The sequence below is a fragment of the Pseudomonas sp. Pseu.R1 genome, from assembly GCF_045764065.1.
In the GTDB taxonomy this organism is placed as follows: Bacteria; Pseudomonadota; Gammaproteobacteria; order Pseudomonadales; family Pseudomonadaceae; genus Aquipseudomonas.
This window is the reverse complement of sequence record NZ_JBJGEE020000001.1, coordinates 5,068,989-5,089,690: the sequence shown is the minus strand read 5'-3', so window position 1 is coordinate 5,089,690 and position 20,702 is coordinate 5,068,989. Positions and strand designations below refer to the sequence as shown.

The window sequence follows — 20,702 nt, the reverse complement described above, 5'->3', positions numbered from 1 at the left end:
AAAAAACCGACAGGCTGTATCAGACCTGTTGCAGATGACCATAAAGGCGGGCGTAAAGGCCCCCTTCGGCGATGAGTTGCTGATGATCGCCGTCCTCGGCAATCCGACCGCCGTCGAACACCAGCACGCGGTCGGCCTGTTTCACCGCAGAAAGGCGGTGGGCGATGATCAACGTCGTGCGGCCACTGAGAAAGCGGTTCAGCGCTTGATGCAAGTTGTATTCGGTGGCGGCATCCAGCGCCGAGGTGGCTTCGTCGAGAATCACCACTTTGGGATCCGCGAGCACCATGCGCGCGATGGCCAGCCGCTGGCGCTGACCGCCCGACAGACGCACACCGGAACGCCCCACCACGCTGTCCAGCCCTTGCGGCAGCGCACGAATCGTCGCGTCCAGTTGGGCAATCTCCAGCGCCTGCCAGCAGGCTTCGTCGCTGCGCTCGCGGCCCATCGACAGGTTTGCCCGCACCGTGTCGTTGAACAGCGCCGGATGTTGCAGCACCACCGCAACATGTTCGCGGACAGTCTCCAGGCCAATGTCTTCCAGACTCGCGCCCCCAAAGCGAATGCTTCCGGCACGGGCGCTGTACAACCCGAGCAGCAGTTGCACCAACGTGCTTTTGCCGCCGCCACTGGCCCCCACGATGGCGACTTTTTCGCCCGGTGGAATGGTCAGGTCAAGGTGATCAAGCACCGGATCTTCGTTGTAACCGAAGCACAGCCCGCGCACGTCGATGCTGACCGTCTCACGCCCGATGAACGGATTGACCTGCGCCGGGTATTGCGGCTCGTCGGCACGGGCCAGCAATTCGTTGATACGGGTCAACGCACCGCCAGCGGCGTAGAAGGCATATTGCAGGTTCAGTAATTGCTCCACCGGGCCAATCATGAACCACAGGTAGCTGAAGACCGCCAGCATGTGGCCGATGGACAGGTCGGAAAACAGCACGGTGAGCATCGCCGCCGCGCGAAAAATGTCGATGCCGAACTGGAACAGCAAGCCACTGGCCCGCCCTGAGGCGTCGCTTTTCCACTGCGAGGACACGGCATAATCCCGCACCTCTTTTGCCCGCCCACCCAACAGACCCAGGAAATAACCTTGCCGGTTACCGGCGCGGATTTCCTGAATCGCGTCGAGGGTCTCGGTCAGCGCCTGAGTGAAGCGCGAGGTGCTGTCGTTCTCCAACTTCTTGAGGTGTTTGACGCGCTTGCCCAGCTTGACCGTGGCGTAGATCACCAGCGGGTTGAACAGCAGAATCAGCAGCGCCAGTTGCCAGTGCATCCACACCAGAATCGCGGCGGTGCCGGTCAACGTGAGCATGGCCACCAGGAACTTGCTCAAGGTCTCGCCGACGAACTTGTCCAGCGTGTCCAGATCGGTGACCAGATGCGCCGTCACCGTGCCACTGCCCAGGCTTTCGTACTCGCCCAGAGAAATGCGCTTGAGACGCTCGATCAACCGAATGCGAATCCGATAGACGATGTCCTTGGACAGCCCGGCGAACAGGCGCGCCTGGATCACGTTGAACAACAGCGCCCCCAGCCGCAGGCACAGCGTGGCCAGCAGCATCAAGACGATGTAACCCACCGGCTTGTGCAGGCTTGGCGGGAGAAAGTGATTCATGAACAGCAGTGCGGCATCGCCCTTGCCCAGCAGCACTTCGTCGACAAGCAACGGCAACAGCAAGGGAATTGGCACCGAGCACAGCACGGCCAGTACGGCAACGCCATTGGCCATCCACAAGGCTTTTTTATGGGTCAGGGCCAGACGCCGGATTTGCGCCCATTCGAGGCGCTCCACCCGCGCGAGCGGGTCTTGTGCAGCGGGTTCGTTCGAGGATTCGATATCGAGGGAGTCACGCACAGGCGGCGCGCTCCAGCCAACGGCTGAGCAACGGCGCCAGTTCGTCCAGAGGTTGATAGCCGTTGGTCAACAGCGCCAGTTGCCCCTTGCGCTCGGCCAGCAGGGTCGGGAAACCGGCGATACCCAGGTCCTGAACCCAGGAAAAGTCGGATGCCGTGGCGGCGTGCTGCTCCGCACTGTCGAACGCCGCGGCGAACTCGATGCGTGGCAGCCCGGCCCTTTCAGCCAGTTCCGCCAGCACCGAAGCCTGGGTCGTGTCGCGGCCCTCAAGGTAGAACGCCCGTTGGATTTCGCCCACCAGCTTCCAGGCGATGTCCGGTGCCAGACTGCGCGCAGCCACGATGGCGCGGCAGGCCGGCTCGGTGTCGTAGACAAAACCGTCAGGCAATGCGTCGTCGAACTTGAACGACTGCCCCGTGGTGTTCTGCACCGCGTGCCAGTGTTCGAGGATGTAACGTCGGGTCGCAGGCTCCAGCGCCGCCCCACTGCCGGTACGCAGGCCGCCCACCACCAGATGCAACGGCAAACCCGCCGCGCTCGCCTGCTCGACCAATGCGTCAGCGACGGGCGCAAAGCCCCAGCACCACGAACACATCGGGTCCATTACATAAAGCAGGCGGGCGTGCATGGTTCAGGCCTCGTGGGTTTGGGTGTCTTCAGGCTTAGCGTTCGCCACACCCTCCAGCAGCCGATAGTTGCGCCCGATCGGGTGCGGCTGGTTACGCGACTTGGCCAGTTCGATCTGCTTCTGCCGGTCGATGGCGCTGCGGCGGGTCTTCTCGCTCAGCGTGTCCCAGCAATGCGGGCAACTGACGCCTGGCGAATAGTGCTCGCTGGCACGGTCTTCGGCACTGATCGGTGTGCGGCATGCATGACATTGATCGTAGTCGCCTTCGCTCAAATCGTGGCGCACGGTGACGCGATTGTCGAACACGAAGCAGTCACCGCGCCAGGCGCTTTCTTCCTGCGGGACTTCTTCAAGGTATTTGAGGATGCCGCCCTTGAGGTGATAAACCTCTTCAAAGCCCTCGCCGAGCATATAGCTGGAGGCCTTCTCGCAGCGGATACCGCCCGTGCAGAACATCGCGACCTTCTTGTGTATCGCGGGATCGAAGTTGGCCTTGATGTAGTCCGGGAACTCGCGAAAGGTCGTGGTCTTCGGATCGATGGCACCTTCGAACGTGCCGATGGACACTTCGTAGTCATTGCGGGTGTCGATCAACAGCACTTCAGGATCGGCAATCAGTGCGTTCCAGTCCTGTGGTTCGACATAGGTGCCCACGGCCTTGTTCGGGTCGACACCGGGAACGCCCAGGGTGACGATCTCTTTTTTCAGCTTGACCTTGGTACGGTAGAACGGCTGCTCGTCGCAGTACGACTCTTTGTGGTCGACGTCGACCAGGCGCGGGTCTTTGCGCAGCCAGGCCAGCAGGCCGTCAATGCCTTCGCGGGTGGCGGAAACAGTGCCGTTGATGCCTTCTTCGGCGATCAGCAGGGTGCCTTTGACGCCGTTGTCGTTCATGGTTTTGAGCAGCGGCTCGCGCATCTCGACATAGTCCGACAGGGTGACGAATTTGTACAACGCCGCGACGACGATGGGTGCGGTTTGGGTCATGTTGCATCTCCAGGTGGCGACCCTCGCAAAGGGCCTACCGGATGAAAATTTCAAGTAAACGCGTGCCGACCAGGCAACGCGGCGCGGATTCTAGCAAAAATCGGCGGCGAGCAGACAGGGTGGTTGATAGGTGGGAGATTGATGTGGGTCAAGAAACGGGAGAACACCGCACTGTAGGAGCGCGCTTGCCCTGGGCGGCATTCCGACGAGTGCGCCGGATCAGTCAACACGGATGTGTTTGATAAATCGCCATCGCGAGCAAGCTCACTCCTACAGGGACGTGCGCATACCTGTAGGAGTGAGCTTGCTCGCGATCAACGCAGCGTCAATTCCCGAAAAGGAAATTCAGTCATGCCCCCCGGCACAGGTCGGCGACGCAGGCGCGGCGCCCAGTTTCGCCCATTCTTCCGGGGTGTAGGTGTGCAGCGCCAGCGCATGAAACTCACCCATCAGGCCACCGAGCAGGCCGTAGACCTTCTGGTGGCGCTTGACGGCGTTGAGGCCAGCGAACTGCTCGCTGACCACCACGGCCTTGTAGTGAGTGTCGGTGCCACGGCTATGCATATGGCTTTCATTGAGCACCTGAAGGTACTCGGGCTGAAAGACCGCCAACGCAGATTCGATACGCTGTTGCATGCTCATGTCAGGCTTCGCTTATGGCTTCTTGGCAGGTGCAGCTTTGGTCGCAGCCGGGGTCAGTTCCTTGGTCATGGACTCCAGCAGACCGGTGACCACAGGCACCGCCGGTTGCAGCTTTTCCTGAGTCATCTGGAACGATTGCTGGCTGATCTGCGGCATCTTGGCCTGGACTTTCTTGCCCAGCGGCGACTCGTAGAACGCCACCAGGTCTTTCAGCTCCTGCTCGGTGAAGTTGTCGGTGTACAGCTTGACCATGTCAGGTTGCAGCTTGTCCCAGCCAATGGCCTTGTCCAGCGCGGCATTGGCTTGAGCCTGGTACTTCTCCAGAACGGCTTTCTTGGAGTCCGGAGCTTTGGTTTCGGCGAAGCGCTGAGCGAACATTTGCTGCGCTTGCATGTAGATCGGCGCACCCAACTGGTCGGCGTGAGCCAGTTTGAGGAACGCTACGGCACTGGCCTCATGGCTGGCGGTGGCAGCAAGCGCCTGGCCGCTGGCACATACCAGAGCGACCGCAGCACAGAGAGCGCGAAGACGGGTCATCGAGTTTCCTTATCTAGCAAGCGAGGCTGAACCCCAAGGGCCGACATTTTGCGCCCCTTTTCGTCTCGCGCTCAACCCCCGCCGCTACGAGCGGTCATGACAGTGCTTGATCTTCAAGGTTTCACACCACCTGATTCGAAAATTTGCGCACACTCGTACTACTGCGCAGCCGCCAACGGGAACCGAAGTGGTCTGCGGGGTACTAAACTGCGCTATTCGATCTTAAGGAGTGAGTCCAGTGAGCCGTACCGAAACCGATAGCATAGGTCCAATCGAAGTCCCCGAAGACGCTTACTGGGGGGCTCAGACCCAACGTTCCCTGATCAACTTCGCCATCGGTCAGGAGCATATGCCCCTGCCGGTGCTGCATGCACTGGCGCTGATCAAAAAAGCCGCCGCGCGGGTCAACAATCGCAACGGCGACTTGCCCGCCGACATCGCGCGCCTGATCGAGCAGTCCGCCGACGAAGTCCTCAGCGGCAAGCTTAACGACCAGTTTCCGCTGGTGGTGTGGCAGACCGGCAGCGGCACCCAGAGCAACATGAACGTCAACGAGGTCATCGCCGGACGCGCCAACGAACTGTCGGGCAAAGGCCGGGGCGGCAAGTCGCCGGTTCACCCCAATGATCACGTCAACCGCTCGCAAAGCTCCAACGACTGCTTCCCGACCGCAATGCACATCGCCGCTGCGCAGGCGGTCAAAGAACAGCTGCTACCTGCCATCGCCGAACTGTCCGCCGGGATCGCCGAGCAGTCGTCGCGCCACATGAAGCTGGTGAAAACCGGCCGCACCCACATGATGGATGCCACGCCGATCACCTTCGGTCAGGAGCTGTCCGCGTTCGTCGCTCAACTGGATTACGCCGAAAAGAGCATTCGCGCGGCGCTACCTGCGGTCTGTGAACTGGCTCAGGGTGGCACCGCCGTGGGTACGGGCTTGAATTCACCCCACGGTTTTGCCGAAGCAGTCGCTGCCGAACTGGCCGCGCTGTCGGGTCTGCCCTTCGTGACGGCACCGAACAAATTCGCGGCGCTGGCAGGCCATGAGCCGCTGACGGCGCTGTCCGGGGCCTTGAAAACCCTGGCCGTGACGCTGATGAAGATCGCCAACGACCTGCGTCTGCTGGGTTCAGGCCCCCGTGCCGGTCTGGCGGAAGTCAAACTGCCTGCCAACGAGCCGGGCAGTTCGATCATGCCGGGCAAGGTCAACCCGACCCAGTGTGAAGCGCTGTCGATGCTCGCCTGTCAGGTCATGGGCAACGACACCACGATCTCGTTCGCCGCCAGTCAGGGCCATCTGCAATTGAACGTGTTCAAGCCGGTGATCATCCACAACCTGCTGCAATCGATCCGCCTGCTGGGGGACGGCTGCCGCAACTTCAACGAACACTGCATCGCGGGCATGGAGCCGGACGCCGGGAAAATGGCCGAACACCTGGAGCGCGGGCTGATGCTGGTGACCGCGCTGAACCCGCACATCGGCTATGACAAGTCGGCGCAAATCGCCAAGAAGGCCTACAACGAAGGCCTGACCCTGCGCGAAGCAGCGCTGCAACTGGGCTTTTTGACCGATGCCGAGTTCGACGCATGGGTACGACCGGAGAAAATGCTTGAGGCGGGCAGCAATGGCTGAGCCGATCAGCGGCGCCACCCCGCTTGAGGGGTACGGCAAACGCATTCTGATGGTCATCGGTTCGCCAAAGACCATCAGCCTCTGCCACGCTCTGGGCGACGCATACGCCCAGGGCGCGCGCAGTCAGGGGCATGTGGTGCGGGTGCTGAAACTGGAAGCGCTGGAATTCGAGCCGACGCTGCACAACGGCTATGAATCGAGCCAGACGCTGGAACATGACCTGCTGCAAGCCCAGCGCGAGATTCACTGGGCGCAACATCTGGTGTTTGTCTATCCGGTTTGGTGGGGCGGGCTGCCGAGCTTGCTCAGCGGGTTCTTCGAGCGCGTCCTGATGCCCGGCTTCGCGTTCAAGGCCCATGGTCGTCATCACCCCGCCAATGAACTGCTCAAAGGCCGCACAGCCGAAATGCTGGTCACGCTGGACACCCCTTCACGCTATTTCCGTTGGGTGTTCAAGGCACCTGCCCACCGGCAGATCAAAAACGCGATTCTTGAGTTTTGCGGGATCAAGACCACGCGCCTGACAGAATTCTCCCCGGTGCGCACCTCGACCGAAGAGCAACGTCAGCAGTGGATTCATCAAGCTGAGGAATTGGGTAAGCGCTGAAGTGGTTTAGCGTTGACTGAACGGCGCCTTCGCCACCACGGCGGCTCCCACAGAATCCAGGCCAGTCTTGAGTTCATCGCTCGACGCAAAACAGTGTGGGAGCCGGCTTGCTGGCGAAAGCAGCGGACCTGATGCAACTTCAGCCAGTGGCTACCTCAGCCCGCAGCGTTTGGAGTAGAGTGGCACTCAACCAGCCAGGCATTCCGTATCACGCTGTGGAACGCTCATTGCGCTGAACTCCTTTCAGGTTTAGCCGTCCTGATTGACAGACCCAACGCCCCTCACCCGGAGCAGGCCATGTTGAGCAAGCGTGAGAAAGACCCCGAGACCGCCGTGCACTTTCGCAGCGACCGCGTCTCCCGCGTCAACGGCATGTATTTTTTCAGCACCCGTGAAAACACCCTCGAAGGGCCTTTCTTCACCAAGGAAGACGCCGAACGGGAAACCGACGCCTACATTCGTCGCATGCTGGCGGGCAAGGTGGCGTCGCCTGAGCCTCCTTTGCCACTCAATGGCTAGCGCTCAGGAATGATTGCGGCGAAAGGTCTCCTCACCCATCGCTGCAATCTGCCCCTCGATCAACGCCTCGAAAGGACGCAGCAACGGCTCGAACGAACGCTGCGGCTCAAGCGTGTGCAACGCGTGAACGATGGCTTCCAGCGTCGACAACGCGTCAGGACCGGGCGCCTTGCGCAATCGGTACCGCGTCGCCGGAGCGTTGCTCAAGGTCACCCTCGGCAATGCGGCCAGCAGCGGGTTGAGGTGTAACAACTTGCGCGCCTTGCGCCAGGTGCCGTCCGGAACCACCAACAGCAGTGGCGTATCGGTTGACGATTCAGCTTCAAGTGCTGTCGCCCCGCCCCCCGGAAACAGCAACCGCGCCTGATACCCGGGCACGTTCAGCAACTCAGCGAGATTATCGAACACCTCCCCGACCACCCACTGCGCATTGGTCAGGCCCAAGGCCGCCAGACGCGCCGTATTCAGCGCATGATTGACCTCGCTCGGGTGCTGCAGAATCAACACCCGAGTGCGACTGTCCAGTTGCGGAATCAGCGCACAAAGGCAATGGTTTTCAGGGCGATGGCAACGCTCGCAACGAACACGGGGCATGGTCGCACCCTCCTTAAAGCGGGTTGAGCTGCGCTTTGAGCAGGTCGCGGAAGGTCTGGATCAGCGGCTCTCGACTGCGCCCACGCCGCAGGATCATCGAGAATGGCGCCTGATAGCCGAACGTCGCAGGCAGCAACACCCGCAAATGCCCGGAATCGACCCACGATTGCGCATAGTGCTCCGGCAGATAACCAATGTAGGCACCCGACAACACCAGAATCAGCTGCGCCTCCATACTTTCCACGGTGGCCGCGCTGTGTTTGAAGCCATGCCGCGCCAGCTCCGCCTGACTCCAGTAGCCGCGCCCCACCATACGTTGCTGGGTGATGACCGGCTCGGGAATGCGCCGCTCGTTGAACAGCGGGTGGCGATTACTGCAATACAGCCAGTGCTGCTCACGGTACAGCGGTTGATAGAGCAGGCCGTTCATCCGGGTGGAGAACGAGCCGATGGCCAGATCGAGCCGGTTGTCCAGCACGCCCAACTGCAATTCGTAAGGACTCATGACCGACAGGTGCAAGTGCACCGCCGGGTGTTCCTCGCTGTAGGCACCGATGACTTCGGCAAACGGCAGTGCCCGATCGCTGACCGTAGAGTCCAGAACACCCAGATTCAGAGTGCCACGCAGTTCGCCCTTGAGCGCCGCTGCGTACAATTCGAAACCTTCCAGCTCGCCCAACAAACGCAGCGTTTCCTGGTGAAACAGCTCGCCCTTGCTGGTCAAGCTGAACCCGCCCCGCCCGCGATGGCACAGCACAATGCCCAGCGTGGATTCGAGCTGGCTCATGTAGGTGCTGATTGCTGAGGTCGACAGGTTCAATTCTTGCTGGGCACTCGCGAAGCCCTGATGGCGGACGACGCAGGTGAAGATACGCAGCAGTTTCAGATCGGGTAATGCGCTGGCCATGATGCTTCCAGGTGTCGAAGAATGATCAGCTTACCCGATAGTTCAGAAATCTCTGAACTAAGTATTTTGCCTGAGCGATTGTTCGCAGCCCGTCGGGTTCGCAGAATCCGCCCAGCCCTTACAACTATTAATAACCCACCGATGAGGCAATCCCGTGGACAAGATTTTTCACCAACCACTGGGCGGCAACGAAATGCCGCGCTTCGCCGGCATCGCAACCATGATGCGTCTGCCACACCTGCAAACCGCCGCTGGCCTGGATGCCGCCTTCATTGGCGTGCCACTGGACATCGGCACCTCGCTGCGGTCTGGCACCCGTTTCGGGCCTCGCGAAATCCGCGCCGAATCGGTGATGATTCGCCCCTACAACATGGCCACGGGCGCTGCGCCCTTCGACTCATTGTCGGTCGCTGACATCGGCGACGTTGCCATCAACACATTCAACATGCACGAAGCCGTGCGCATCATCGAAGAAGCCTACGACGGCTACCTCGAACACGGCATCATCCCGCTGACCCTGGGCGGTGATCACACCATTACCCTGCCGATCCTGCGCGCCATTCACAAAAAGCACGGCAAGGTCGGCCTGGTGCACATCGACGCCCACGCAGACGTCAACGATCACATGTTCGGCGAGAAGATCGCCCACGGCACCACCTTCCGCCGCGCCGTGGAAGAAGGCCTGCTCGATTGCGACCGTGTGGTGCAGATTGGTCTGCGCGCTCAGGGCTACACCGCCGAAGACTTCAACTGGAGCCGCAAACAGGGCTTCCGCGTTGTACAGGCTGAAGAGTGCTGGCACAAATCGCTGGTGCCATTGATGGCTGAAGTACGCGAAAAAGTCGGCAATGGCCCGGTTTACCTGAGCTTCGACATCGACGGCATCGACCCGGCCTGGGCGCCGGGTACCGGCACCCCTGAAATCGGTGGCCTGACCACCATTCAAGCCATCGAAATCATTCGTGGTTGCCAGGGTCTGGACCTGATCGGCTGCGACCTGGTGGAGGTCTCGCCACCGTACGACACCACTGGCAACACCTCGCTGCTGGGCGCCAACCTGCTGTACGAGATGCTGTGCGTGCTGCCGGGTGTGACACACCGCTAATCGACACTGAACCTGTAGGAGCGCGTTTACAACACGATGATTTCACCGCTGACTGCCTGCGTGACGTCAGCCGGATGACTGCGTTTCACTATAAAAACAATGATTGGAGACACTCCATGGCTTTAGATATTTTCGTCGTGCTGATCTACGCAGCCGGGATGCTGGTGCTGGGCTGGTACGGCATGCGCAAGGCCAAGACCCACGAAGACTACCTCGTCGCCGGACGCAACCTCGGGCCGAGCCTGTACATGGGCACGATGGCGGCCACCGTGCTGGGTGGCGCATCGACCGTCGGCACCGTGCGGCTGGGCTACGTGCACGGCATTTCCGGTTTCTGGCTCTGCGCCGCGCTGGGCGTGGGCATCATTGCGCTGAACCTGTTCCTCGCCAAACCGTTGCTCAAGCTGCGCATCTTCACCGTTACCCAGATCCTCGAAAAACGCTACAACCCCATGGCCCGTCAGGCCAGCGCGGTGATCATGCTCGCCTACGCGCTGATGATCGGCGTGACCTCGATCCTGGCCATCGGCACCGTCATGCAAGTGCTGTTCGACCTGCCGTTCTGGGTTTCGGTGGTCTTGGGCGGTGGCGTGGTCGTGGTGTACTCGACCATCGGCGGCATGTGGTCGCTGACCCTGACCGACATCGTGCAGTTCATCATCAAGACCGTCGGCCTGATGTTCATCCTGTTGCCAATCTGCCTGTACCGCGTCGGCGGCTGGGACGATCTGGTAGCCAAGCTGCCTGCATCGAGCTTTAGCTGGACCACCATCGGCTGGGACACCATCATCACCTACTTCCTGATCTACTTCTTCGGCATCCTGATCGGCCAGGACATCTGGCAACGCGTGTTCACCGCGCGCACCGAAAAAGTGGCCCAGTACGCAGGTTCGATCGCAGGCGTTTACTGCATCCTTTATGGCCTGGCATGTGCCCTGATCGGCATGGCCGCTCACGTGTTGCTGCCGGATCTGGCCAACGTCAACACCGCCTTCGCTGCCATCGTCAAAGCCTCGCTGCCGGACGGCATTCGCGGGCTGGTGATCGCCGCCGCGCTGGCAGCCATGATGTCCACGGCCAGTGCAGGCCTGCTGGCCGCCTCCACCACCGTGACTGAAGACCTGCTGCCAAAACTGCGCGGCGGCAAGCAATCGAGCCTGGGCATCAACCGCCTGTTCACCGCCCTGACCGGGCTGGTGGTGCTGGGGATTGCATTGGTGGTGAACGACGTAATCAGCGCACTGACGCTGGCGTACAACCTTCTGGTAGGTGGCATGCTGATTCCGCTGATCGGTGCGATCTACTGGAAACGCGCGACCACCGCAGCGGCCATCACCAGCATGAGCCTGGGCTTCATCACCGCTCTGGTGTTCATGTTCAAGGACGGCCTGGACGCCAACACCCCGATTTACTACAGCCTGGCCGTGGGCCTGGTGAGTTTCGTGGTGGTCAGCCTGGTGTCGCCACGCCGCGTCGCGATGACGAGCGCAGCCTGATACAGGCGTAACAGCGCTGAAACAGATCAAGGGCGCCTTCGGGCGTCCTTTTTTATGCGCGGTTACAAAAATTCATCAAGAGCAGGACGATCCGACACACAAAACTTGGACTAGCCTTAATCGTGACAGCGCGTCGGAACGGTGTGATTTCAAGGAGCGAAGCGATATTCGGCTGTCCGGCGACAACCCTCTGTTGTGAAGTCGGGGTGATTTTCGAGCACGTCAACGCAGAGGCTCTCCATGGACCGTCGCGAAATCCAGCAGCATGTTTTCGATACACTCGGGATCATTCTGGTCGACAAAGACCCGATCCAGGACGACGCCCTGCTCGCCGATCTGGAACTGGACGAAGAAGACTTCGCCGAGTTTTTCAGCCATCTCCAGGCCGAATTCGGCATCGTGATGCCGGGCAAGGTCAAATCGCAAATCTCTCATCTGCCGGAACACTCCCCTTACCGCCAACTGACGCTGCAAGGACTGGTGGATTTGATCCTGGTGCAGATGAAGGGCAGAAAATCCCATTGATTGAACGCAGATGCGTTCGATTTCCAGTCACACGCTAGCTGAGGGAAGGAAGTACGCGCGTCATCTGGCGGGCGCCAGGCGCGTCAAACGGTATTTAACGCACGAAGCGGGCTATCAGGCGATAGCGCCGCTGTCATGGTCACCGAGATGATTGAACAGGACTTAACGGCGTGGGCGACGGCGCTCGTCATCGTCAGTCCGAACGGGAATGGGTTGCAGTTTCGGGCGCTCGATCAGGCCCAATGCAACACCCACATCGTGAAGCCACTCTTGCAATTTGCTGTTCATATTACGCCCCCCTTAGGGAATGCCGGCAGCTAACTTTTCGTAAAACCCTGGTCCGCATAAGGCAGATCATAGTGCCTTGTCACACTTTACGCCTGCTACGGAGTGTCGCGGCAGGAAATTTTCCCTACCTTTACGTTTTAACGTCGTCATCCGACAAACCCTGAATTTCAGACGACCAGCGGCAACGCCACTGGTCGCTTGGCTCTAACCCGCAGTAGCTGGGGCCAACGTTGCGCTTTCATGGGCTTGGCTACGGCGCGCGAAGAGGAAAAACAGCGCGCCGCCAAGGAAACATCCTGTAAACCATGCGAAGTTGGCCATCGGCTGCAACGCAGGGACGAAGGTGATCGCGATGCCCGCCAGGGTCGCCAGAACCAGCGCCTTGACCGCCGTGTAGTTCACCCCGCCGCTGTACCAGTAACGGCCTGTCGGACCGTCATTGAACAGCGCATCGACATCGATTTGCTGCTTCTTGATCACGTAGTAGTCCACCAGCAGGATACCGAACAGCGGCCCGATGAACGCCGCCAGCACATCCAGGGTGTAGTGGATCACCTGCGGGTTGTTGAACAGGTTCCACGGCGTGATGAAGATCGACGCCACAGCGGCGATCATCCCGCCCACTCGCCAGCTGATTTTGCTCGGTGCGACGTTGGCGAAATCGAACGCCGGAGACACGAAGTTGGCGACGATGTTGATGCCGATGGTGGCGGTCACGAACGCGAACGCCCCCAGCAGCACCGCCACATCATTGTCGATGCGCGCCACGGTGGCGATCGGGTCGTGGAGCATTTCGCCAAACACGGGCAGGGTTCCCGAGACGATGACCACGGTCACCAGCGAAAAGGCCAGAAAGTTGACCGGCAAGCCCCAGAAATTGCCACGGCGTACTTCGGACATGCTCCGGCAATAGCGGCTGAAGTCACCGAAGTTGAGCGTAGGACCGGAGAAGTACGACACCACCAGCGCTGTCGCCATGATCACTTGAGACACCGCTTCCCAACCGCTCAGAGACTTTTCCGACAGGGTAAAGCTGATATTCGCCCAACCGGCTTTCCAGACGATCCAGCCCGCCAGCAAAAACATCACCGCATACACGACCGGTCCAGCCCAGTCGATAAAGCGACGAATCGAATCCATGCCGGTCCAGAACACAGCGGCCTGCACCAACCAGAGCACCAGGAAGCCAAACCAGCCCAGGTAGGACAAACCTGCAAAATGAGGCTCCGCATAGACCGACATCTGTGGGAAGAAGCGCAGCACCACGATGATCAGCGCACTGGACGCCAGATAGGTCTGCACGCCGTACCACGCGACCGCGATCAACCCACGAATGACCGCCGGAATATTCGCACCGAACACACCGAAAGCAAGGCGGCAGATCACAGGATAGGGCACAGCCGCTTGCTGACTGGGTTTGGCCAGCAAGTTGGCGATCACCTGGATGATGCAAATCCCCACCAGCAGCGCGATCAGCACCTGCCAGCTCGCCAGGCCCAGTGCGAACAGGCTGGCCGCGAACACATAGCCACCAACGCTGTGCACATCACTCATCCAGAACGCAAAAATGTTGTACCAGGTCCACTTCTGCGGCAGTGGCCCCAGGTCCTGGTTATAGAGGCGTGGGCTATAGCCCTTGAGCATTGGCTCGGTCATCGCATGTCTCCCTGAAAGGACGAACAGGCTCCCGAAGCATACCGGCTGAACACACTGCGTACGGGAGCGAGCGTTTGTTGTATACGAAGTGACAGGCAGAATGCGTGCCATCGTTATTTTCAAGTCGGCAAATGTGCGCTGAACAGCGGTGTTACAAGAGGTTCATGGCGAGGCGGAAGGTGCAGCGGGTGAGTCGCCTTATCAGCCTATACGCCCACTGACGGTGCAGCGATGCATGATCGAGGTGCATTTCCGGCAAGCTCGGGATCAAGAAGATTTTATGTATACACATTTACATGAAATTGTTAGAAGACCCGGTAGCAGTCCGGCTTGCCGACTGCAGCGATACCACATACGCCAACGTCGGCAAGCCGTGGTGCTAGAACGTCAACGGCATTACTCCGGCAATTGCACCAGCCCGTCTTCATCGGTCAGCGCACGTTCCAGCAGGTCGGCAGGCAGATTCTTGCTCGCTCTGGCGCCCAGCAATTTGAGCTGCTCACTGCGGCTGACCAGATTGCCCCGCCCTTCCACCAGCTTGTTGCGCGCCGCGCCATAGGCCTTGTCGAGTTGTTGCAGGCGGTTGCCCACTTCGTCCAGATCCTGAATGAACAACACGAATTTGTCGTACAGCCACCCCGCCCGCTCGGCGATTTCCCGGGCGTTCTGGCTTTGACGCTCCTGCTTCCATAGGCTGTCGATGACGCGCAACGTGGCCAACAACGTTGTCGGGCTGACGATCACGATATTGCGATCGAACGCGTCCTGGAACAGGGTGGGTTCGGCTTGCAACGCCGCCGAAAAAGCCGCCTCGATCGGCACGAAAAGCAACACGAAATCCAGGCTATGAAGACCTTCGAGGCGCTTGTAATCCTTACCTGACAGCCCCTTAACGTGGTTGCGCAACGACTGCACATGCTGCTTCAACGCCACCTGTGCGATCACCTGATCCTCGGCCGAAACGAATTGCTGATAGGCCGTGAGACTGACCTTGGCGTCGACCACGACCTGCTTGTCACCGGGCAACATGATCAAGACGTCAGGCTGAAAACGCTCGCCGTCCGGGCCTTTGAGGCTCACCTGAGTCTGATACTCACGCCCCTTCTCCAGCCCGGCATGTTCCAGCACCCGCTCCAGGATCAACTCGCCCCAATTGCCTTGCGTCTTCTGCCCCTTCAACGCACGGGTCAGGTTGGTGGCCTCGTCACTCAGTCGCTGGTTGAGCTGTTGCAGCCGCTCCAGTTCCTTGCCCAGCGAGAACCGTTCACGCGCCTCCTGCTGATAGCTTTCTTCGACGCGCTTTTCGAACGACTGAATGCGCTCCTTCAACGGATTGAGCAGTTGCCCCAGTTGTTGCTGGCTGGTCTCGGCAAAGCGCTGCTCGCGCTCATCGAAAATCTTCCCGGCCAGCTCGGCAAACTGCGCGCGCAATTCGTCCCGTGAACCTTGCAGGTCATTCAAACGCTGCTGATGGCTGTCCTGCTGCTCCTTGAGTTCTGCACTGAGCGATGCGCATTGCGCGCTCAGACGACGCAGTTCACTTTCCTTGTCATCACGCTCTTGCGCCCAGTCCTCCTGCGCCTGGCGCGCCGCATCGTGTTGCTGACGCAGCAGTTCGACTTCTCGGCGCAGCGCAGCCAGATCGGCCTGTTTGATAGCATTGGCCTGGCTTAGATCGCTGATCTCATCGCGGCTGGCATCGAGCTGCGCGCTCAAGCCATCCTGCGCCATCTGGGCATTGATCAAACGCTCATCCGCCAGCAGTGAATCCGCCTCACGTTGCGCCACCTTGCGCTGCAACTGCCACGCCAGCGCCAGCAACGGCAATGCCGCCGCCCCCAATCCCAGCAACAGGCTGGTGAGGTCAAAAGCCATAAACATTTCCCAACTCCACAATCGTGCTGGCGGCATTATGCGCAGAAGCTGCGCCGACGTCAGATTCCGATGAGCACTGAAAAAAGGAAGATGGAAAGCGTAGTGCAATCTGGCAAAGGTGCGCGCTAGAGCAAGCGCGCGGGACAATCCACAGATCCTGTGGATAACTCAGTGGACAACACCCCTCCATCCCCCGCAAACGCAGGCAGAATGGGGCCTGCGTTCAAACTGACGATTTTTTCACCAACGAAAAAAAGCGAAGATTTTCATTGACTTAATAATTCGCCAACTGAAATCAAACTGTTAGGAGGGAATGTGACAGTGAGATGGCAGCTAACCGTTTTAATGTGCACAAGTCAATTTCCAATCGCTATAAGCCGCCGTTTGTAAAGCGTCACAACGTACTTAATGCAGGAAAAAACGGCCATCTCCTATCTCAAAGCGGTCACCCGCGCTGTTAATGTGCGCTGCGCAGGCTGAACGAGTGCTGAACCGCGTATTTCTCCCGCAATTCTATCGAGCGCTTGCATGTGGGCCGAACGTCAGGTATTCTTCGCGCCGTTAGTACCAAGCTGAAAATCAATTCCGATCGACTTTAGCCCTTGATTCTGATTTGCCAAACGCGTCAGAAGCTGAGTAAGGGACCGATCGCCTCGATGGTTTATCCGTCATGAATGTCCGATCTGCCGACTGTTTGCAGACTCGATGAAGCCTTCATGACCTGACCGAACCAACCTGCAAATTGATCAGGATCTTCACCCCGAGCATCGAACCTTTGCTCCTGTTGTGTCGCCTGCCCTCCGAAGTACCTACCAGTCAGCCCGGCGCCACACGATAACCGCGCTTCATCTGGCTGCCCTGTTCCAGACAGGTTCTGCGCCCTGCCCTGACTCGCTTTCGAGCATCGGCCCGCGTTTACTGGAACGTTTTTAGTTTGCACGCTTCTGATAGCGTGTCGATTCAGGAAACACCTTTAACATGACTACTCATATCCAGGCTCAGGAAGCCATCCGTACCCTCACCCATGCCTTCGCACCCATGGACTGCCTGATCATGGCTGCCCGCAAAGGCTGCTTCAGCTTCACCCTCGTCAACGAACACGGCATTGCCCGACACAGCGAACGTCTGTACCCCGACCAGTATTCCAGCCCTGAGCCGCTGCAAGCTGTCATCAATCGCACCCGTCTGGCACTGGCAGCCTGATACCGTTCGTCGGTAAAAATATTCGTTTGCCCAGCCCCACCCTCAAACGGTGGGGCTTTTTTGTGCCTGTTTTTCATATGAAAAATTCTTCACGCTAATCGCCAGACGCAATATGCGCGCGCCTGCAAAGCGGGAAATATTTTAAAAACAGCCCTTTACGCAGCAAATATGAGACTACGCTTCAACTTAAGCGGTCTGAGCCGCTTCCGGTGGACCCGGATTCCATTCCGCTGCCAAGCGTCGGGGTCCACCGGCTCATTCACTTCCCGAGGGTGTTATGGGAATCGCTGCCAGTGAACTGCGCCGATACGTGATCCGCCCCACGCTGATCTACCTCGGTCGCCACCAACCCTGCGCGGAGTCGTTTCTCCTCGCGGTCGCCGCCAGCCAGTCGGCGCTGGGCTTCGAACTCGACAGCCAGCGCGGGCACGGGCTTTACGGGATTTCCGACACGTTGCACTACAAACTCTGGGATGGCTATCTGGCAAAGGACCCTGACCTTGCCAGTCTGGTCAGAGGGCTGGCCAGCCAACATGCGTTTCTCACGGGGCCGGATCTGGAACTGACCGTGAACCTGCGCTATGCCACGGCCATTGCCTGGATGATGGTCGAAGCCAGCCGATTCGCCCTGCCCGCCGAAGAGGACGTCATGGGCATGGCGCGCATTTGGCGCAGGATATTTCAACCTCATGGCCGCCTGCAGGATTTCGAGACAGCCTGGCAAACCTCGGTTCGCCCCCCTGTTTCAGGCCGAACCAGCCATTTCGTGACTCATCGGTTTCGATGAAGATCGCAATAATTTTCGCAAGATTGTCCTACAAAAACTGCTCTAAATCGGGTGATCCAGCCTATAGCGCGTTATGAAAAATGTTGGTAATTTCCGCGCGGTGATCAACAAGGAGTTCTAACAATGAAAAAAACAATGATCAGATCCAGCCTCAGTCTCGCCGTTACACTTGCCTCTACCCAACTTTTTGCATCCGGCTTTGCTCTGAACGAACAAAGCATCAGCGGGATGGGAACCGGTTTTGCGGGCCGTTCCTCCTCTGCCGATGATGCAAGTACCGTTTATGGCAACCCGGCTGGCATGTCGCGCCTCAAACGCCAACAAGTGACTGTGGGCGTGGCCGCGATCGATGCCAAGACTGACATCTCTGACGCCAGCGGTAGCCGCACCGGTACCAACAAAGGCGACATGGTTCCATTCACTGCCGTTCCGATGGGCTTCTACGTCAACCCCGTCGATGACCACTGGGCCTTCGGTCTGGGTGTTTATGCGCCTTATGGTCTGATCACCGACTATGAAAGCAGCTTTCAGGGCCAGAACTTCGGCAGCAAGAGTATCGTGAAGGTCGTGACCTTCCAGCCGACCGTCAGCTACGCCTTCAATGACAAGGTTTCGATCGGCTTCGGTCCAACCATCAACCGCATTTCCGGCGCGCTGGAATCGACGCTGAACACACCAATTCCTGGTACCGGCAACGGTCGCGTTCAAGTCAAAGGGGATGACGTCGGTTATGGCTTCAACGTCGGCTTGCTGGTTCAGGCCACAGACACCACCAGCCTCGGTCTGACTTACCATTCCAAGGTTACGTACAAACTCGACGGGCACACCGAGGTGCGCGCCGGCGCAGGCAACCCGCCGACTCTTCTGCGCAGCGCTCGCTACGACGCCAAGCTGGATCTGGACCTGCCAGAGTCCGTTGACTTCTCTGCCACTCAAAAGCTGACTGACGACTGGAAACTCTATGCGGGTGCCACCTGGACGCGCTGGAGCCGCCTGCAAGACATTACCGTGCAAAACTCTGGCGTCACCGCAGCAGCAGGCGGCGCGCTGTCTCCGGCACTGGTCGGCACCATCACCGAAGAGCAGAACTGGCATGACACCTGGGCTTACGCCATCGGCACCTCTTACCAGTTGAACAAGCAGTGGGTACTGCGCACCGGTCTGACGTTCGACCAGTCGCCAACCAACAACACTGATCGTTCGCCACGCATCCCGACCGGCGACCGCACCATCTTCAGCATCGGCGCTGGTTACAGCCCGACTGACGACATCACCATCGACGTCGCCTACTCCTATCTGGATGAAGAAACCGTCAAGGTGAACCGCTCCAACGCTCTGGGCCAGCGCTACTCGTCCAAATACGACAACAGCGCCAACGGTTTCGGCCTGGGCCTGACCTACCGCTTCTGATGCAGTGGGCGGGACCGGCCATCACCGGTCCGCCATACAGAAAACCCCGCAGCCAGCGATGGATGCGGGGTTTTTCGTTAAAGGGTCAACAACGCTTCAGCAGGTCATGCCGAGCTGCAAGGCACCCAGGCCGACGCTCTGCCAGCCCCACCAGGTCAATGCCAGCAGCACCGTCACGATGACGACGCCTGCCACCCAGGGCATCAACCGTGTCACAGCGCCACCGGTTGCACTCGCAAGCGCACCACCGGTCGTTCCCGCACCGGCCAGTTCAGCGCTGCCGCCATAAAGCTCAAGGCAATCGAAACGTGCCAGATCATGTCGTAACTGCCGGTGTGGTCATAGACCACACCGCCCAGCCAGCCGCCGAGGAAGGCACCCAACTGGTGAAAAAGGAAGACGATGCCGCCCAGCATCGACAAATTGCGCACGCCAAACAGCGTGGCGACGGTGCCGTTGGTCAATGGCACCGTCGACAGCCAGAGCAGGCCCATGGAAATACCGAACAGATAAGCCGTAGTCTGCGTCAGCGGCACCCAGAGGAACAGCACAATCACCGCGGCCCGCAATAAATAGAGGCCCGTCAGCAGACGCGGCTTGGACATTCGTCCACCGAGCCAGCCGGCGATGTAGGTGCCAAACACGTTGAACAAACCGATCAGCGCCAGAACAGTCGTGCCAACGGTCGCGGGCAGATGCTGGTCCACCAGATACGCGGGAAGGTGAACGCCGATGAACACCACCTGAAAACCACAGACAAAAAAGCCGAACGCCAGCAGCCAGAATCCTGAGTGGCTGCATGCCTCATGCAGCGCTTCACGCAACGTCTGCTCCCCGGCAGCCACTGGGACCGGCTTGTCCTTGAGCATCGCCACCAGGGGCAGGATGAACGCCACCAGAAAGCCGAGTGCGACCAGCGCCATGGACCAGCCCAGCCAGCCAATCAGGCCCAGCGTGCCTGGCAACATGGCGAACTGACCGAACGACCCCGCCGCACTGGCCAGCCCCATGCCCATGCTGCGCTTTTCGGGCGGCAGTGCGCGCCCAACCGCGCCCAGAATGATCGAGAACGTGGTGCCGGAAAGCCCAATGCCAATCAAAAGACCGGCGCTCAAGGACAGCGTGGCGGGCGAATCGGCCGTGCTCATCAGAGCCAGACCCGCAGCGTAGAGAATGCCGCCAACGAACACCACTTTTGCGGCCCCGAAGCGGTCTGCCAATGCACCGGTAAAGGGTTGCGCAAGCCCCCAGATCAGGTTCTGCAAGGCAATGGCGAAGGCAAATACCTCCCGCCCCCAGCCAAATTGCGCGCTCATCGGCGGCAGAAACAACCCGAAGCCGTGTCGCGTCCCCAGCGACAAGGCCAGAATCAGCGCGCTACCCAATAGAACCCAGCCGCTGGTACGCCAGACCGATGTCATTATTGTTCTCCTGTGGCCATG

Annotated in this window: 20 protein-coding genes; 9 read left to right on the top strand and 11 right to left on the bottom strand. The window is 59.6% G+C overall.

Annotated elements, in window-relative coordinates; translation table 11 throughout:
- Positions 1-19 precede the first annotated feature (19 nt).
- The 5 genes from ACI5GA_RS23235 to ACI5GA_RS23215 form a co-directional block, all read right to left on the bottom strand.
- Positions 20-1,843 (bottom strand): ABC transporter ATP-binding protein, encoded by a 1,824-nt coding sequence (locus tag ACI5GA_RS23235; protein WP_421425523.1) that lies wholly within the window; start codon positions 1,841-1,843, stop codon positions 20-22.
- A gap of 10 nt (positions 1,844-1,853) precedes the next feature.
- Positions 1,854-2,456, bottom strand: coding sequence for a DsbA family protein (locus ACI5GA_RS23230; RefSeq protein WP_421425522.1), 603 nt, complete (start codon positions 2,454-2,456; stop codon positions 1,854-1,856).
- 36 nt (positions 2,457-2,492) lie between these two features.
- Positions 2,493-3,476, bottom strand: coding sequence for a rhodanese-related sulfurtransferase (locus tag ACI5GA_RS23225; RefSeq protein ID WP_421424400.1), 984 nt, complete (start codon positions 3,474-3,476; stop codon positions 2,493-2,495).
- 345 nt (positions 3,477-3,821) lie between these two features.
- The gene (locus tag ACI5GA_RS23220; RefSeq protein ID WP_404638653.1) at positions 3,822-4,118 is read right to left on the bottom strand and encodes a BolA family protein; all 297 of its coding nucleotides are present in this window, start codon (positions 4,116-4,118) and stop codon (positions 3,822-3,824) included.
- Positions 4,119-4,130: 12 nt separating this feature from the next.
- A complete protein-coding gene (locus ACI5GA_RS23215) occupies positions 4,131-4,655 on the bottom strand; it encodes a DUF2059 domain-containing protein (protein ID WP_404638651.1) in 525 nt (174 codons plus the stop codon).
- Between the two features lie 238 nt (positions 4,656-4,893).
- Here ACI5GA_RS23215 and ACI5GA_RS23210 point away from each other — a divergent pair, with 238 nt between their 5' ends.
- The 3 genes from ACI5GA_RS23210 (at position 4,894) to ACI5GA_RS23200 (ending at position 7,414) form a co-directional block, all read left to right on the top strand.
- On the top strand, positions 4,894-6,288 hold the full coding sequence (locus ACI5GA_RS23210) for a class II fumarate hydratase (protein ID WP_404638649.1): 1,395 nt from the start codon (positions 4,894-4,896) through the stop codon (positions 6,286-6,288).
- The gene (locus ACI5GA_RS23205) at positions 6,281-6,895 is read left to right on the top strand and encodes an NAD(P)H-dependent oxidoreductase (protein ID WP_421424398.1); all 615 of its coding nucleotides are present in this window, start codon (positions 6,281-6,283) and stop codon (positions 6,893-6,895) included. Before ACI5GA_RS23210 ends, ACI5GA_RS23205 begins: the two co-directional genes overlap by 8 nt.
- Before the next feature lie 297 nt (positions 6,896-7,192).
- Entirely contained in the window at positions 7,193-7,414 is a 222-nt protein-coding gene (locus ACI5GA_RS23200) for a DUF6316 family protein (protein WP_404638645.1), read from the top strand.
- Between the two features lie 3 nt (positions 7,415-7,417).
- On the opposite strand, the gene ACI5GA_RS23195 is transcribed toward ACI5GA_RS23200, so the two are convergent.
- Positions 7,418-8,008, bottom strand: coding sequence for a tRNA-uridine aminocarboxypropyltransferase (locus tag ACI5GA_RS23195; protein WP_421424396.1), 591 nt, complete (start codon positions 8,006-8,008; stop codon positions 7,418-7,420).
- 13 nt (positions 8,009-8,021) lie between these two features.
- Positions 8,022-8,915, bottom strand: a complete 894-nt coding sequence (locus tag ACI5GA_RS23190) for a LysR family transcriptional regulator (RefSeq protein ID WP_404638641.1) — start codon at positions 8,913-8,915, stop codon at positions 8,022-8,024.
- A gap of 154 nt (positions 8,916-9,069) precedes the next feature.
- Here ACI5GA_RS23190 and speB point away from each other — a divergent pair, with 154 nt between their 5' ends.
- The 3 genes from speB (at position 9,070) to ACI5GA_RS23175 (ending at position 12,041) form a co-directional block, all read left to right on the top strand.
- Complete coding sequence (speB, locus tag ACI5GA_RS23185) at positions 9,070-10,020, top strand: agmatinase (protein WP_421424394.1); 951 nt, start codon at positions 9,070-9,072, stop codon at positions 10,018-10,020.
- A gap of 116 nt (positions 10,021-10,136) precedes the next feature.
- Positions 10,137-11,516, top strand: coding sequence for a sodium:solute symporter (locus ACI5GA_RS23180; RefSeq protein ID WP_421424392.1), 1,380 nt, complete (start codon positions 10,137-10,139; stop codon positions 11,514-11,516).
- Between the two features lie 240 nt (positions 11,517-11,756).
- Entirely contained in the window at positions 11,757-12,041 is a 285-nt protein-coding gene (locus ACI5GA_RS23175; RefSeq protein WP_404638635.1) for a hypothetical protein, read from the top strand.
- A gap of 162 nt (positions 12,042-12,203) precedes the next feature.
- On the opposite strand, the gene ACI5GA_RS23170 is transcribed toward ACI5GA_RS23175, so the two are convergent.
- The 3 genes from ACI5GA_RS23170 to rmuC form a co-directional block, all read right to left on the bottom strand.
- Positions 12,204-12,329, bottom strand: coding sequence for a PA1414 family protein (locus tag ACI5GA_RS23170; protein WP_256601618.1), 126 nt, complete (start codon positions 12,327-12,329; stop codon positions 12,204-12,206).
- Positions 12,330-12,533: 204 nt separating this feature from the next.
- Positions 12,534-13,985: an NCS1 family nucleobase:cation symporter-1 gene (locus tag ACI5GA_RS23165; protein WP_421424390.1), complete on the bottom strand. Its 1,452-nt coding sequence runs from the start codon at positions 13,983-13,985 to the stop codon at positions 12,534-12,536.
- Between the two features lie 396 nt (positions 13,986-14,381).
- The gene (rmuC, locus tag ACI5GA_RS23160; RefSeq protein ID WP_421425521.1) at positions 14,382-15,746 is read right to left on the bottom strand and encodes a DNA recombination protein RmuC; all 1,365 of its coding nucleotides are present in this window, start codon (positions 15,744-15,746) and stop codon (positions 14,382-14,384) included.
- A gap of 1,092 nt (positions 15,747-16,838) precedes the next feature.
- On the opposite strand from rmuC, the gene ACI5GA_RS23155 reads away from it, so the two are divergent.
- From ACI5GA_RS23155 to ACI5GA_RS23145, 3 genes are all read left to right on the top strand, one after another.
- On the top strand, positions 16,839-17,063 hold the full coding sequence (locus ACI5GA_RS23155) for a hypothetical protein (RefSeq protein ID WP_404638631.1): 225 nt from the start codon (positions 16,839-16,841) through the stop codon (positions 17,061-17,063).
- Between the two features lie 277 nt (positions 17,064-17,340).
- Entirely contained in the window at positions 17,341-17,850 is a 510-nt protein-coding gene (locus tag ACI5GA_RS23150) for a hypothetical protein (protein ID WP_421424389.1), read from the top strand.
- Positions 17,851-17,973: 123 nt separating this feature from the next.
- Entirely contained in the window at positions 17,974-19,260 is a 1,287-nt protein-coding gene (locus ACI5GA_RS23145; protein ID WP_404638627.1) for an OmpP1/FadL family transporter, read from the top strand.
- Positions 19,261-19,472: 212 nt separating this feature from the next.
- Here ACI5GA_RS23145 and ACI5GA_RS23140 read toward each other — a convergent pair whose 3' ends face one another.
- Positions 19,473-20,681, bottom strand: a complete 1,209-nt coding sequence (locus ACI5GA_RS23140) for an MFS transporter (protein ID WP_421424388.1) — start codon at positions 20,679-20,681, stop codon at positions 19,473-19,475.
- Between the last annotated feature and the right edge of the window lie 21 nt (positions 20,682-20,702).

What these genes read in the sequence shown, in the direction of transcription:
- ACI5GA_RS23230 (WP_421425522.1), bottom strand. Translation starts at nt 2,456, where the DNA reads ATGTGTTCGTGGTGCTGGGGCTTTGCGCCCGTCGCTGACGCATTGGTC.
- ACI5GA_RS23225 (WP_421424400.1), bottom strand. Translation starts at nt 3,476, where the DNA reads ATGACCCAAACCGCACCCATCGTCGTCGCGGCGTTGTACAAATTCGTC.
- ACI5GA_RS23220 (WP_404638653.1), bottom strand. Translation starts at nt 4,118, where the DNA reads ATGAGCATGCAACAGCGTATCGAATCTGCGTTGGCGGTCTTTCAGCCC.
- ACI5GA_RS23215 (WP_404638651.1), bottom strand. Translation starts at nt 4,655, where the DNA reads ATGACCCGTCTTCGCGCTCTCTGTGCTGCGGTCGCTCTGGTATGTGCC.
- ACI5GA_RS23205 (WP_421424398.1), top strand. Translation starts at nt 6,281, where the DNA reads ATGGCTGAGCCGATCAGCGGCGCCACCCCGCTTGAGGGGTACGGCAAA.
- ACI5GA_RS23200 (WP_404638645.1), top strand. Translation starts at nt 7,193, where the DNA reads ATGTTGAGCAAGCGTGAGAAAGACCCCGAGACCGCCGTGCACTTTCGC.
- ACI5GA_RS23195 (WP_421424396.1), bottom strand. Translation starts at nt 8,008, where the DNA reads ATGCCCCGTGTTCGTTGCGAGCGTTGCCATCGCCCTGAAAACCATTGC.
- ACI5GA_RS23190 (WP_404638641.1), bottom strand. Translation starts at nt 8,915, where the DNA reads ATGGCCAGCGCATTACCCGATCTGAAACTGCTGCGTATCTTCACCTGC.
- ACI5GA_RS23180 (WP_421424392.1), top strand. Translation starts at nt 10,137, where the DNA reads ATGGCTTTAGATATTTTCGTCGTGCTGATCTACGCAGCCGGGATGCTG.
- ACI5GA_RS23175 (WP_404638635.1), top strand. Translation starts at nt 11,757, where the DNA reads ATGGACCGTCGCGAAATCCAGCAGCATGTTTTCGATACACTCGGGATC.
- ACI5GA_RS23170 (WP_256601618.1), bottom strand. Translation starts at nt 12,329, where the DNA reads ATGAACAGCAAATTGCAAGAGTGGCTTCACGATGTGGGTGTTGCATTG.
- ACI5GA_RS23165 (WP_421424390.1), bottom strand. Translation starts at nt 13,985, where the DNA reads ATGACCGAGCCAATGCTCAAGGGCTATAGCCCACGCCTCTATAACCAG.
- ACI5GA_RS23155 (WP_404638631.1), top strand. Translation starts at nt 16,839, where the DNA reads ATGACTACTCATATCCAGGCTCAGGAAGCCATCCGTACCCTCACCCAT.
- ACI5GA_RS23150 (WP_421424389.1), top strand. Translation starts at nt 17,341, where the DNA reads ATGGGAATCGCTGCCAGTGAACTGCGCCGATACGTGATCCGCCCCACG.
- ACI5GA_RS23145 (WP_404638627.1), top strand. Translation starts at nt 17,974, where the DNA reads ATGAAAAAAACAATGATCAGATCCAGCCTCAGTCTCGCCGTTACACTT.
- ACI5GA_RS23140 (WP_421424388.1), bottom strand. Translation starts at nt 20,681, where the DNA reads ATGACATCGGTCTGGCGTACCAGCGGCTGGGTTCTATTGGGTAGCGCG.